Source organism: Gemmatimonadota bacterium (genome assembly GCA_016719105.1).
Taxonomy (GTDB): Bacteria; Gemmatimonadota; Gemmatimonadetes; order Gemmatimonadales; family Gemmatimonadaceae; genus SCN-70-22.
On the sequence record JADKAQ010000004.1, the window covers coordinates 485,709 to 499,764 of the forward strand.

Consider the following 14,056-nt stretch of genomic DNA (forward strand, 5'->3'; position numbering starts at 1 on the left):
CATCGTTTCGATGCGGGGGCGTCGCGTCGACGCCACGGTTGCCAGCGGCAGATTCCTCCCCTTTCTGCCGGGCCTCCCCCGACTGCTGGCCGGCGGGCCAATCGCGATCACTGGGCACCCGTCGCGAGGGCACGGAGAGGGGCGAGCCAACGTGACTTAGCGTTTACATTTGTTGCGTGCGTCACAGGCGCGTGCGCTCCTAGCTTGCGCGCGGGTGACGCCAGGGCATCAACCCTCCGCTTCCCGATCCAACTCGGGAGTGTGTGTCCCCCGGCACCAACGACGCACGGTGCCGATCCGCTTGTATCACATCTCACAAGGCGAACCATGCGCATGACTCGTCTGACACGGGCCCTCGGGCTCGCCCTCGTCGCCGCGCTGAGCGCGGTCTCGGGGCGAGTGAGCGCCCAGGTCACGACCGGTGCCATCACCGGAACGGTGACCGACGAACAGGGGCAGCCGGTCGAGGCGGCCCAGATCCAGATGATCAACAAGGCGACCGGGCTCACGCGCGGCGCCCTCACGAGTGCCAGCGGGCGCTACGTGATCCAGGGGCTCGAAGTCGGGGCCCAGTACTCGGTGACGGCGCGCCGCATCGGCTTCCGCCCCACCACGGTCGACAACGTCGTCGTCTCGTTAGGCCAGACGACGCGCGCCGACATCAAGATCGAGCGCCAGGCCACGCAGCTGGAAGCGGTCACGGTGGTCTCGGAGACCAACGCGATCATCTCGCCCACGCGCACGGGCGCATCGACCACGGTGGGTGACTCGGCGCTGCGCCGCCTGCCGTCGCTCAACCGCAACTTCACCGACTTCGTGGCGCTCACGCCGCAGGTCTCGAACTCCGGCCCCGGCCTCTCCGGCGGTGGCACGAACAACCGCTTCAACAACATCCAGATCGACGGCGCCGTCTCCTCCGACCTCTTCGGCCTCGGCTCGACCGGGCAGCCGGGCGGCCAGGCGGGGGGCAAGTCGATCTCGATCGAGGCGGTGAAGGAGTACCAGGTGCTGCTCTCCCCGTACGACGTGCGCCAGGGGAACTTCTCCGGTGCGCTGATCAATGCGGTGACCAAGGGCGGGACCAACGAGTTCCATGGTTCGGTGTACGGCGTGACGCGCAACCAGGACTTCACGCGCAGCCAGCCGTACCTCACGGACTTCAAGCAGTCGCAGTACGGCTTTGCCGTCGGCGGCCCGATCGTGAAGAACAAGGTGCTGTTCTTCCTGAACCCGGAATTCCAGCAGCGCACCGTTCCTGCGGGCGGCCCGTTCATCGGGAGCTCGGGGACGTCGTCGTCCAACGTGTCGCAGGCGCTGGTGGACCGCTTCAATGCGGCGCTCAACAAGTACGGGATCCCGTCGGGGTCCGGGGCAGCGGTGAACAACGACAACCCGCTCACCAACGTCTTTGCCCGCCTCGACTTCAACCTGACCGACAACACGTCGCTGGTGCTGCGCCACAACTATGCGCAGGCCGAGGACAACATCTTCAGCCGCTCGACGTCGACGTTCAACCTCGACAACAACGGCTATTTCTTCACGTCGAAGTCGCAATCGACTGCGGCGCAGCTCCGCACGAACTTCGCGAGCGGCGCCTTCAACGAGTTGCTCGTCAGCCGCAACAGCATCCGCGACCGCCGCAAGCCGAACATCAGCTTCGCGCAGGTCGAGGTGAACACGCCGGTCGGCCTGCTGGTCGGCGGCGGTGAGCGTTCGTCTCACCGCAATGAGCTCGACCAGGATGTGCTCGAGATCTCGGACAACTTCTCGATGCCGATCGGGACGGCGCACCGCCTGACGATCGGGACGCAGAACCAGTTCTACGATGTCCGCAACCTGTTTCAGCAGCAGGGCTTTGGGCGCTGGATCTTCGGATCGCTCGACTCGCTCGAACTCGGCGCGCCGCGGCAGTTTGCGGTGGGCGTCCCGGTGTCGGGTGACGGCGCTGTGCGCTTCAACGCGCGCCAGCACGCCTTCTACGTGCAGGACGAGTGGACCGTCTCGCCGACGTTCAACCTGGCGGCCGGCCTTCGCATGGACATGCCGGTCTTCGGCGACAAGCCGCCGCAGAACCCGCTCATCGCCAACCCGATCTGCGCCGGCACCGGGCAGCCCTCGGCGACGTGCGGCTTTGCCCGCAACACGTCCGAAGTGCCGAGCGGGAACATCCAGTGGTCGCCGCGCCTCGGCTTCAACTGGGACGTGACGGGGAACCAGAAGAACCAGCTCCGCGGCGGCCTCGGCCTCTTCACCGGCCGTCCGGCGTTTGTCTGGCTGGCCAATGCCTTCCAGAACTCGGGGCTCTCCGGCGTCGCGCAGCTCACGTGCAACGCCCTCGCGGCTCCGCGCATGACGACCGGCGCCGTCGCGACCTGCCACGGCCTGCGCCAACGGGACGACGGCGGCGGCCGGCGCCGAGATCAACCTGCTCGACAAGGACCTCAAGTTCCCCCAGAACATGCGCGCCACGTTAGGCTATGACCGCCAGCTCATGGGCGGCTTCGTGGGGACGCTCGAGGCGATGTACACCAAGGGCGTGAACAACCTGTTCTACCAGAACATCGCGCTGGCCGGCCCGCAGGGTGTGGACTACAAGGGGCGCGTCATGTACGGCCCGAACGTGAACGCCCCGGTGCTCAAGGTGACCGGTCGTACGGCGGTCCTCGACGTGCAGAACCAGTCGAAGGACTACTCGTACTCGCTCACCGCCGGCCTGGCGCGCCGTTGGCGCAACAACTTCGAGGGGTCGCTGTTCTACACCTACTCGGATGCGCGTGACGTGCAGAGCCTGACCTCCTCGACGGCCAACTCGCAGTACCAGTTCGGTCGCCCGGTGGCCACGCGCCAGGACGATCCGACGCTCGGCTACTCGGTCTTCCGCCAGCCGCACCGGCTCGTGGGGCAGTTCTCGTACGCGTTCAAGACCAAGACGGACCTCACGCTGACCTACGTCGGCGAGACGGGCGCGGCCTTCACGTACACGGTGAGCGGCGACGTCAACGGCGACGGCTTCGCGAGCAACGACCCGATCTACATCCCGAAGTCGGCGACCGATCCGAACGAGATCCAGTTCCAGAACTTCACGCGCGCCGGGACCACCACGGTGGTGACGGCAGCCGAGCAGGCGGCGGCGTTCGACAAGTTCATCAACGGGCTCGATTGCCTCAACGACAATCGCGGTTCGTTCGCCCCGCGTAATCAGTGCAACGCGCCGTGGTCCAACACGATCAACCTGTCGCTCCGCCAGTCGCTCAAGACGATCGGCGCGCAGAACGTGTCGTTCCAGCTCGACATCTTCAACTTCGCCAACTTCCTGAACAAGGACTGGGGGCAGGTCAACACGGCGGCGTTCGGTTCGCAGAACCTGATCACGTATCGCACGAAGACCACCGGCAACCTCAACGCCGGCGCGATCCCGATCTTCAAGTTCGACCCGAACTTCCAGAAGTGGAACGCGCAGAACATCCGCTCGAACTACCAGCTGCAGGCGCAGCTCCGGTACTCGTTCTGATGTCCCGCGCGGTCTGAGACATGAGGCGGGCCCGGTCGCGAGACCGGGCCCGTTTCACATCCGTCCGCCCGTCGTCCCACGATCCGACCGCTCCCACGCATGACACGCTACCTCAGGTCGACCAGCGTTCGCCTCCCGATCGTCGCGCTGGCCGGTGTGCTGGCCGTCGTCGGCTGTCGCGCCGCGACGCCGCGCGTCGGTGATCCGGCGAGTGCGTCGTTCCCCGATCGCCCGCGAGCCATCGTCGTCTCGTTCGACGCCTTCAACGAGCGGCGCGTGGTGGAGACGGTCGATCCGGCGCGCATCCCGGCGATTCGCGCCCTCTTTGCGGAGGGGGAGTGTGCGGCCTCGTTGCAGCCGGCGTTCCCCAGCGTGACGGCGGCGGGCCACGCGGCCATCTGGACGGGGGCGTACGGCAACGAGAACGGGATCGCCGCCAACACGGTGCTGCGCCTCCCCGCCTCGCGCTTCACGATCCTCGAGACGACGGACGGTTTCCGCGCGCCGGCGCTGCGTGCGGAGCCGATCTGGATCACGGCGGCGCTCGCGGGGCGCACGGTCTTCGCCCACCATGTCACGCAGGCGCCGCAGCCCCCCGGATATCCGGTCGACGACGGCGAACCCGCCGACACCTTCGCGGTGGCGCGTCGTCGCGCGGGCGAGGCGCTCGCGCTCCCGAGACTGTCGGTGCTCAACGGATACAACCGCGTGCTGCTGGCCCCGCGCCTGCTCACGCGGGGCGATGTGCAGCTGACGGCTCCCGGTGCTTGGCGTGGCCTGTCGCCCGTGCCGGGGAGCGAGGCGCTGCAGTTCACGATCGACCTGTCCAGCGATTCGCTGGTGCGGGGTGGGGCCCTGTATGCGTTGATCCGGCGCTGGCCGTCGGGCGATAGCGCCCAGTTCTTCGTGGGGGCCGAGCGCGACCTGACGACGGCGGTGCGCGTGCTGCCACACGCGGAGGAGCGTGCGCCGGTGCGCGGGCGTGCGTTGGCGCGCTGGTTCTCGGCGCCGGTCGTGGTCCCGCTTGCCGACGGCCGGCGCGCCTCGATGCGGTTGCGCCTGTTTGCCCTGTCGGCGCGCGACACGTCGTTCACGCTGTTCGTCCCCGGCATGCAGCTGGCGGACGCGAACCGCGCCACGCTCACCGGCGACTACGACGCGGCGGTCCCGGGGTGGGTCGGCAATTCGGCGATCTCTCTCTGGGAAACGGGGGGGCTGGGGCGCACGCTGATGCAGGGAGGCGATGGGGTGGCCGAGTGGCGGTGGCTGGAGAGCGCGGAACTCCTGGCGCGCGGTTACCTGGAGGGGTCGGCGTGGGGGTGGCGCACCATGTCGCCGGACCTCATGCTCGACTACTTCCCGCTGGGCGACGACACCGATCATGCGCTGTGGGGATTGCTGGACTCGCGTGCCCCGGGGTACGACACCACGGTGGCCGCGCGCGCACGCGCGGTGCGCGACCGGATGTGGGAACTCGTGGATTTGCGGCTGGCGGGGCTGATGGCGCTGGCACGACAGCAGGGCCGCACGCGGTTGTACGTGGCGGGGGACCATGGGATGCGCGCGGAGTGGCGGACCTTTCGTCCCAACGCGGCGCTGCGCGAGGCCGGGCTCCTCGTGCTCGACCGAGCGGGGCACATCGACCTGTCGCAGAGCCGGGCGGCGTCGGCGAACGGGTACTGGATCTCGGTGAATCGCAGGGGGAGGCGTGGCGGGATCGTCCCCGAGACGCAGGTTGGCGCCGTGATGGATGAGGTGCGGCGCGCGCTCCTCGCGGTGCGCGACGAGTGGGGGCGCGCCGTGGTGACGCGCGTCATCGACCGACGCGACCCGCAGGCACACGCGCTCGGCATTGGCGGGGCCACGGGCGGGGATGTGTACTACGATCTGGCGGACGGGTACGCCTGGCTGTCGGACGCCGAGGGGGCGGTCGTCGGGGATGCGTCGCATGCAACGGGCGGCCACGGCTTTCCCTCGACCTCGAGCGACATGCACTCCGCGTCGTGCAGCTGGTTGCCGGGCGCGACCGGTGCAGCGCGCGCGGGAGTACAGCGCCAACCCGACATTGCGCGCGCCGTGACGCGCTGGTTGGGGATCACGCCGGCGCGGTAGCGCCGGAGGCGCCGAGGGCGGGCGACGCGGCGGGAGGAGGGATGCACGCCGGATGCACGCCGGATGCACGCGGGACAGGGCGGCCGCGAAGCACCGTACCACCGTCCGGTCACGCGCGCGTTTCGCGATGGGAACTTGGTGCAAAGTCTGCTTGACCCGTTGCACCTGAGCGGGCAGGTTGAGGCGCCTCGTGGCGGCGGGGCCGTCCATGAGCCGCAGTGGCTGCTTCCCGAAGCGGGCGCTGCTGTCCTTCCCTCACACCCGATCGATTCTCATGAAAGTCCTGCGTTCCCTCGCCGCCTTGTTCGCCGCGATTGCCGTGGCGGCTGGGGTGGCCCCGTCGCGCGCCGCGGCACAGGGCGTGACGACGGCATCCATGACAGGGACCGTCGTCGCCAGCAACGGCGTGGCGGTTGCTGGCGGTACCGTCTCTGCCCTGCACGTTCCATCGGGCACCGCCTATCGCGCGACCACGCGCTCGGACGGCCGATTCACGATTCCGGGCATGCGTGTAGGCGGGCCGTATCGCGTGACGGTGCGCGCGCTCGGCTTCCAGCCCCGCACGCGCGAAGACCTGACGTTGTCGCTCGGCGTCTCGACCGACCTGCAGTTCACGCTCGAGCAGGCGGCGACGCAGCTCGAGGCGGTGGCGGTGACGGCGACCGCCGGTCCGTTCAGCTCCACGCGCACCGGCGCCTCCACGGCGGTGGGGAAGGATGCGCTGGAGTCGCTGCCGACGATCACGCGCACCATCGGCGACTTTACGCGCCTCACGCCGCAATCGGTGGGGAGTTCGTTCGGCGGCCAGGACAATCGCCTGAACAACCTGACGGTCGACGGTTCGTTCTTCAACAACTCCTTCGGCCTGCAGGGGCAGCCGGGGGCGCGCACCGGCGTGGCGCCGATCCCGCTCGACGCGATCGAGCAGGTGCAGGTCAACATCGCCCCGTTCGACGTGCGGCAGGGGAACTTCGTGGGCGCCGGGATCAACGCGGTGACCAAGAGCGGGACCAACGAGTTCTCCGGGTCGCTGTACGGCGTGCGCCGCAACGAGGACTACGTGGGGACCAAGGCGGGGGCGCTCCCCTTCAACCCGGGGACGTTCAGCTTCGGCCAGTTTGGCGGACGGCTGGGGGGCCCGATCCTCAGGAACAAGCTCTTCTTCTTCGTCAACTACGAGAACGACGGGCTGGAGCAGCCGGGGACGACCTTCCTCGCCAACACCGGGTCGCAGGCGGTGCAGGGGACCACGACGCGCGTCCTCAAGTCGGACATGGACGCGATGCAGGCCTTCCTCAAGAACTCGCTGCAGTACGACGCCGGCGGCTACACGGGGTGGAACCTCAAGGTCCCGTCGCAGCGCCTCATCACCAAGTTCGACTGGAACGCGAACGCGAACAACAAGGTGAGCCTGCGCTACATCCAGCTCGACTCCAAGTCGGACCAGCCGATGTCCAACTCGGGATCGCTCGGCTTCGGAAATCGTCGTGACAACACCAACTCGATGGCGTTCGCCAACTCGGCGTATGCCATCAAGGAGAACATCCGCTCCATCGTGGGCGAGGTGAACTCGCAGTTGGGCGTCAACAAGTCCAACAACTTCATCATCGGCTACACCACCAACGACGAGAGCCGCGAGTACAAGGGCGACATCTTCCCGACGGTCGACATCCTCAAGGATGGCGTGACCTACATGTCGTTCGGCTTCGAGCCGTTCACGCCGGCCAACCAGCTGCGCTACAAGACGTTCCAGGTGCAGGACAACTTCTCCATCTACACGGCGAACCACGACCTCACCTTCGGGGCCGCGGCGCAGCACTATCGCTCGGAGAACGTCTTCTATCCGGGGTCGCAGAGCGTGTACGTGTACAACTCGCTCGCCGACTTCTATGCCGACGCGCAGGGCTACGTGGCCAACCCCAACCGCACCACGTCGCCGGTCTCGCTGCGGCGCTTTGAGGTGCGCTACATGAACATCCAGGGGCTCACCGAACCGATGCAGCCGCTCGAGGTCACGTACGCCGGCGCCTATGCGCAGGATGAGTGGCGCGCGACGAGCCGGCTCAAGCTCACCTTCGGGCTCCGCTTCGACGTCCCGATGTTCAAGGAGACGGGCTACACCAATCCGCAGGCGAATGCGCTGTCCTTCCGCGACGAGAGCGGCGCGTCGGTGAAGTACCAGACGCAGAAGCTCCCCGACGCGAACCTCCTCTGGTCGCCGCGCTTCGGCTTCAACTGGGACGTGTTCGGCGACCGCTCGACGCAGGTGCGTGGCGGCACCGGGATCTTCACGGGGAGCCCGCCGTACGTCTGGATCTCCAACCAGATCGGTCAGAACGGGATCCTGACGGGCTTCGAGCAGCTCAACAACACCACGGCCCGCCCGTTCAATCCGAACCCGACGACGTACATGCCCAAGAGCGTCAACGGGACGCCCGCGGCTTCGTACGAGCTCAACTTCACCGACGCGGACTACAAGTTCCCGCAGCTGTGGCGCACCAACGTCGCCGTCGACCAGAAGCTCCCGTACGGCTTCACGGGGACGCTGGAGTTCCTGTACGGCAAGGACGTGAACGGCGCGTACTACATCAACGCCAACCTCCCCGCCGCGCAGGCCGCCTTCACCGGCGCCGACACGCGTCCGCGGTGGACCAACGCGCGCATCAACCCGAACATCACCGCCGCGTACGTCCTCAAGAACCAGGACGTCGGCTACTCGTACAGCATCGGCGGTTCGCTCGAGCGGTCGTTCAGCGGCGGCTTCTTCATGAAGGCCGGCTACAACTACGGCGTGGCGCGCAACACGATCGACCCGGGCTCCATTGCCGGCGGCTCGTACACCGGCAACGCCATGGCGGGCGACCCGAACAACCCGGGCGTCGGCTACGCCTTCACCTCGCCGGGGCACCGCTCGTTCCTGGCCGCGACCTACCGTCGCGAGTACTTCAAGATGGGGGCGACGGCGATCTCCATCTTCGCCGAACGCTTCACGTTAGGCAACACGAGCTACACCTTCTCGGGTGACCTCAACGGCGACGGCGGGACGTCGAACGACCTGATCTACGTTCCCCGCGGCGTGAGCGAGATGAACTTCGAGCAGTTCACCTCAGGGACGCGCACCTTCACGGCGGCCGAGCAGGCGGCGGCCTGGGACCAGTTCATCGCCCAGGATCCGTACCTCAAGACCCGTCGCGGCAAGTACGCCGAGCGTGGGGCGGTCTTCCTCCCGCAGGCGCTGCGCGCCGACATGAGCATCACGCAGGACCTCTTCCGCGACCTCGGGGGCAAGCGCAATACGTTGCAGCTGCGCATGGACATCCTCAACGTGGGGAACCTGCTCAACAAGGACTGGGGGCTTGGTGAGCGCCTGGTGACCAACACCCCGCTCATCGCGCGTCCGGTGGGTTCCGATGGCAAGGCGCTCTATCGCCTGCGCAACATCGGGACGAACCTGATCTCGAAGACGTACGAGCAGACGGTGGGGATCGGTGATGTGTATCGGTTCCAGCTCGGGCTGCGGTACAACTTCAACTAGGCATCCCCCGCACCGACGATGGGCCGCCTCCCGTATGGGGGGCGGCCCATCGTCGTCTCGAGCACGAAGCCGCTGAGGCTGCGCTCGGCCTAGAAGATCTCGAGGTTGATGTACCGCTTCGGGTTCTTCTTGAAGTCGGCCGTCAGCGAATCGACGCGCGTCAGGACCCTGCGCAGGTCGTTGTACAGTCCCGGATCGTTGAGCAGGAGGGCGACGCTCCCGTCTCCCTTCTCGACCTTGGCCAGCACCGCGTTGAGGCGGTCAGTCGTCGCCTTGAGCTCACCGGTGAAGGTGGCCATGTTGGCGCTGGCGGTGCGCAGCGAGCGCACGGTTGAGTCCACCTGCAGCGAGTCGATGGCGGAGGCGCGCGAGCGCACCGTGACGAGCGTCGCCTGCAGCTCGCGCGACTGCAGCGCGGCGATCTCGGCCAGCTGCAACACGAGCTTGTTGGTCGACATCAGTGTCTGCCGCATCTCGCGAATGCCGCCCGAGTCGACGAACTGCTGCTTGGCCGAGCCGAGGATGGCGTTGACCCCTTGCGTGATGGTGTCGGCGCGGGCGGTGAGCATCGCCAGGCCGGCGGCCGGGATGCCTAACGGGACGGTATCGCCCGGGGCATAGGACTCCGACGTCGCCCCGGTGGGGGTGAGGGCGATGGCCATGTCGCCGAAGAAGCCGTTCGGGACGACAGTGGCCGTCGTCCCGCGCGGCACCTTGTACTCGTCGCGCAGGCGATACGTCACCACGACCGTCCCCTTGGGGTCGAGCGAGACATCGTCGACGAAGCCGGCGGTGACGCCGGCGAGCCAGACCGGCTGCCCTTGCTTGAGCCCCGATCCCCACGGGAATCGCGAGTACAGCGGGTAGCCCGACGTCAGCCCCCCGCGCGCCAGCCACAGGGCGCCCACGATGATCACGGCGATGGCCGCCGTGGTGAAGATGCCCACGAGTACTTCGTCGCGCCGTTTCATCCCTGGAGCTGGTTGGCGAGGAGTGAGGCCGTGAGGGCGTCGAGCACGAGAATCGCAACCGAGGTGACGACCACCGCCTTTGCGGTGGAGCGCCCGACGCCTTCGGCGCCGACATCGGTCACGAAGCCCTCATACGAACAAAGAAAGGCGATGGCCGCCCCGAAGATCGTGGCCTTGATCAACGAGTAGGCGATCTGGAAGAACGTGTACGACATGCGCAGCCCTTCGGAGAACTGCTGCCACGACACGTCGGTCGCGGTGAGCGAGGTGAAGCCCGCCATCGTCACGCCGACCGCGTTGGCAAAGATGACGAGCAACGGGAGCATCAGCGTCGCGGCGATGAAGCGCGGGACGATGAGATACGCCACCGGATCGTACGACAGCGTCTCCAGCGCATCGATCTGCTCGGTCACGCGCATCGTCCCGATCTCGGCGGTCATGCGCGCCCCCACGCGCCCGGTGAGCACCAGCCCCGTGAGGAGCGGCCCCAACTCGAGGATGATCATCTGGCGCGAGATCAGCCCGACCACCGACAGCTGCACGCCGGGGAAGAGCTGGTAGCGCGTCTGCAGCGCGATGACCGACCCGATGAAGGCCGCGACGATCACCGTGAGCGGGAGCGAGTCGACGCCAATGCGCCGCATCTGCGCGAACGTCAGCGGCAAGTAGGTGCGCCACTCGGTCGCGAAGGCGCGCAGCATGTCGCGCAGGAAGTAGGTGCGCTCGCCGACGTCGGCGAGCAGGCCCTGCCCCAGGTGCCCGATCGAGCGGAAGACGCGAATCCCCGTCCGCTGCACCACCGGGAACTCCTCGGTGGGGCGATGCGTGCCGTGCATCGGGGAGGTGATCACGTGCGCACTCGCATGAGCATGATGAATCCGATGATGCCGAAGACGACGTTCGGGACCCAGGCCGCCATCTCGGGCGAGAAGACGCCCTTGCCGCCGACCGCCTTGGTCAGCTGGATCATGATGAGGAAGACGACGGTCGTGCCGAGCGAGAGCCCGATGCCGTAGGCCGCGCCGCCGCGGTGGTTGCTGGTGGCGAGCGGCGCGCCGAACAGGGCGATGATGAGGCAGGTGACCGGGATCGCGATCTTGAGCGCGCGGTCGACGCGCAGGACGTTCACGTCGCTCCCCGAGCGCTCGAGCGCGGTGATGTAGCGTCCCAGCTCCTCATAGCCCATGTCGCCCGGTGCCTTGGACGACGCCATGAGCTGCACCGGCGTCTCGACCATGTGCTTGTCCTGCATCGACTCGAACTTGAAGGCGACGTCGCGCCCCGCGCCCGGGATCACGTGCAGCGTCCCGTCGGTGATCTTCCACCCGGTCGGCGTGAACGAGGCCTCGCGCCCGGCGATGACGTACGTGGGGTACTTGTCGGACCCCTCGTTCCCCTTCCGTTCGACCTCGATCCCCTCCATGTACCGCCGCTCCACGTTGAGGAGCGACGCCTTGTACACGCGCCCCAACTCGGCGGCGAAGGTGAAGTTGAAGCGCTCGTTGCCGCTGGTGAAGCGCGTCTCCTGCAGCAACTCGCTCCGTCGCTTGTTGGTCGAGGGGGCCACCTCGCCCAGGGCGAGGGCGAGCCCCGTCGCGACCAGCGCGCCGAAGAAGATCGGGAGGGTCAGGCGGTGAAACGAGATCCCCGACGCCTTGGCCGCCGTGATCTCGGCGTGGCGCGTGAAGGCACCGATGGAGAAGACGGTGGCGAAGAGCACGGCCGCCGGCATCACCATGAACATCGAGTCGGGGATCCAGTACGGTAGCTCATCGCAATCGCCTTGGGGGTCAGATTGCGGTTGAAGTACTTGTCGATGTTGTCGGTGAGGTCGAAGATCGTGACGATCAGCGGGAAGCCTAACGCGGTGCTGAAGAAGATCTTCGTCCACTCGCCCGCGACATAGCGGTCGAGCGGGCGCAGGAGCCAGCGCATCATGCGGCCCCGCCCCGGCGGCGCCGGAAGAGCCCCTTGAGCGCATCGACGATCTCGGAGAGGTCGCCGCCACGCGATGTCGCCGTCTCGCGCCCCATGCGCGACAGGAGGACGATCGCCACGAGCGTGAAGAGGATGTTGGCCGACCACATGGCCCAGAACGGGGTGAGGATCGTGCGATCGGCCAGCGACTCGCCGGCGATCAGGCCCACGTAGTACAGCCCGAAGACACCAAGGCTCACGCCGATCACGAGCCCCACGCCGCCGCGCGGAAAGCGCAGCGCGATCGGCGCCCCCAACAGGACGAAGATCACGCACGCCATCGAGATCGCGAACTTCTTCTGGATCTCCACGGCGAACTGGTTCATCTGCGAGCGCGCCGTGAGCATCTGGCTGCGCGCCGTCTCCATGACGACGTTGGCGGGCTGCGCCAGTCCGCCACCGGCCGAGGGGGCGATGCGCCCCGGATCGACGATCGCCGGGTTGGTCCCCGCCGCGGCCGCCGCGGCGCTGTCGCCTGGGGGAGGACCGCCGGCCGCAGCGCGCAGCATCGCCTCATCGCGACGACGCGCGCTGTCGGCCGTCACCCGGCCCAGCGAGTCGAGCGCCGGGAGCGCGGGTTGCGGCACCGGCGCCACCGCGCTGTCGCGCTTGACCGTGTCGCGCGCCGCCCCGGTTCGGACGGTGTCGACCTTCTGCACGGGCGGCTTCGGGTCCTGCGCCTTCTGCTCGGGGGCCTTCTGCACGGGGGGCGCCGCCCCCTTCTGCGGCGGTGCCTGCTGCCCTTGCTGCGCCTGCTGCGCCTGCTGCGCCTGTTGCATCTGGCGGACCGGCGCCGCCTGGGCTTCGCGCGGCGTCACCAACGCCAGCGCCGCCGGAATCACCCCGGACTGCTGCGCCATCACGGCGCCGCCAGCCGCCACGCGGCGCACGTAGGCGATCGCGTCGCAGTACGAACGGCCGAGCGAGCGTACCCGCGAGCGCCCCGCCGAGCCGCCGGGGGCGTCGGTCGGGTACGAGTTGGTGAGCATGACCGTCGCGCGCGGGTCCTTCTTGGCCGCATCGGCGGCGCGCTTGAAGTCGTCGAACGAGCGGAAGTAGTCACGCTCGAAGCGCGCCACTTCGCTCTGCAGTTCGCACACCGACATCTCGCGATCGCTCTTGTACGTGTCGCTCGAGTCGCGCTCGAAGGCGTTGGCCACCCCCGGGACGCGAATGAGGTCGACCTTGAAATACAGGCGTTGCAGCTGTGAGGGGGTGTCCTTCGGCACTTCCTGCATGAAGCCCGAGTACAGCTTGAGCTGCAGGTCCGAGCCATCCTCGGTGAAGGCCATCATCCCGCTGTCGGCGTAGATGGTCCGGCGGCGCATCGGGTCGCTGAGGTCGTAGATCGTGACCTCGCGCATCCCGTTGGTCTCGCGATTGAGGTGGTTGGTTCGCAGGAAGTAGCTGTTGGGCGCGACTTCGTTGATGATCTGTTCCTTGATGGCGAACGTCGGCTTCTTGCGGGCGATGTCGCCCTGCAGCGTGCGAAGCCGGTGGTTGGTACGCGGGAGGACCTGGTCGTTGAAGACGATCATCGAGATCGACAGCAGGGCCCCGCCGATGACGACGGGGACCAAGAGCCGCCCCATGCTCACCCCGTTGGCCTTGAGCGCCGTGATCTCGTTCTCCGACGCCAGGCGCGAGAAGGCGTAGAGCACCGCCACCAGCACCGCCATCGGGAGCGTCATGGCGACCGTGAACGGCAGCGACAGGAGGAAGAACTCCATGATCACCGTCCACGGAAGTCCCTTGCCCACGAGATTCCCGAGCTGCTTGGCCACATAGTTCAGCAGCATCAGGGAGGTGAGCGCCGAGAGGGCGAAGACCAGGGGGCCGACGTGCTCTCGAAGGACGTACTTGTGGATTATCTTCACGCGCGCGGCTGGTTCTCCGGTCGATGAACGGAACCCGGGACGTGGGCCCCCGTACTACAGGCGATCTTGCGAA

9 protein-coding genes are annotated in these 14,056 nt (G+C 67.6%); 4 read left to right on the forward strand and 5 right to left on the reverse strand.

The window, feature by feature from the left end; translation table 11 throughout:
• Positions 1-333: 333 nt before the first annotated feature.
• The 4 genes from IPN47_10150 to IPN47_10165 all read left to right on the forward strand — a co-directional run bounded on the left by IPN47_10150 (position 334) and on the right by IPN47_10165 (position 9,158).
• Positions 334-2,481, forward strand: coding sequence for a TonB-dependent receptor (locus IPN47_10150; protein ID MBK9408398.1), 2,148 nt, complete (start codon positions 334-336; stop codon positions 2,479-2,481).
• Complete coding sequence (locus IPN47_10155) at positions 2,459-3,511, forward strand: hypothetical protein (protein MBK9408399.1); 1,053 nt, start codon at positions 2,459-2,461, stop codon at positions 3,509-3,511. The genes IPN47_10150 and IPN47_10155 overlap by 23 nt, the downstream gene beginning before the upstream one ends.
• A gap of 99 nt (positions 3,512-3,610) precedes the next feature.
• Entirely contained in the window at positions 3,611-5,623 is a 2,013-nt protein-coding gene (locus IPN47_10160; protein MBK9408400.1) for an alkaline phosphatase family protein, read from the forward strand.
• A gap of 274 nt (positions 5,624-5,897) precedes the next feature.
• Positions 5,898-9,158: a TonB-dependent receptor gene (locus IPN47_10165; protein MBK9408401.1), complete on the forward strand. Its 3,261-nt coding sequence runs from the start codon at positions 5,898-5,900 to the stop codon at positions 9,156-9,158.
• 89 nt (positions 9,159-9,247) lie between these two features.
• Here IPN47_10165 and IPN47_10170 read toward each other — a convergent pair whose 3' ends face one another.
• From IPN47_10170 to IPN47_10190, 5 genes are read right to left on the reverse strand one after another with little or no spacing between them, the layout of a single operon-like run.
• A complete protein-coding gene (locus tag IPN47_10170; protein ID MBK9408402.1) occupies positions 9,248-10,129 on the reverse strand; it encodes an MCE family protein in 882 nt (293 codons plus the stop codon).
• On the reverse strand, positions 10,126-10,980 hold the full coding sequence (locus IPN47_10175; GenBank protein MBK9408403.1) for an ABC transporter permease: 855 nt from the start codon (positions 10,978-10,980) through the stop codon (positions 10,126-10,128). The genes IPN47_10170 and IPN47_10175 overlap by 4 nt, the downstream gene beginning before the upstream one ends.
• Positions 10,977-11,867 (reverse strand): LptF/LptG family permease, encoded by an 891-nt coding sequence (locus IPN47_10180; GenBank protein ID MBK9408404.1) that lies wholly within the window; start codon positions 11,865-11,867, stop codon positions 10,977-10,979. Before IPN47_10180 ends, IPN47_10175 begins: the two co-directional genes overlap by 4 nt.
• Positions 11,861-12,067, reverse strand: coding sequence for a hypothetical protein (locus IPN47_10185; protein ID MBK9408405.1), 207 nt, complete (start codon positions 12,065-12,067; stop codon positions 11,861-11,863). Before IPN47_10185 ends, IPN47_10180 begins: the two co-directional genes overlap by 7 nt.
• Complete coding sequence (locus tag IPN47_10190) at positions 12,064-13,983, reverse strand: LptF/LptG family permease (protein MBK9408406.1); 1,920 nt, start codon at positions 13,981-13,983, stop codon at positions 12,064-12,066. Before IPN47_10190 ends, IPN47_10185 begins: the two co-directional genes overlap by 4 nt.
• Positions 13,984-14,056: the final 73 nt, after the last annotated feature.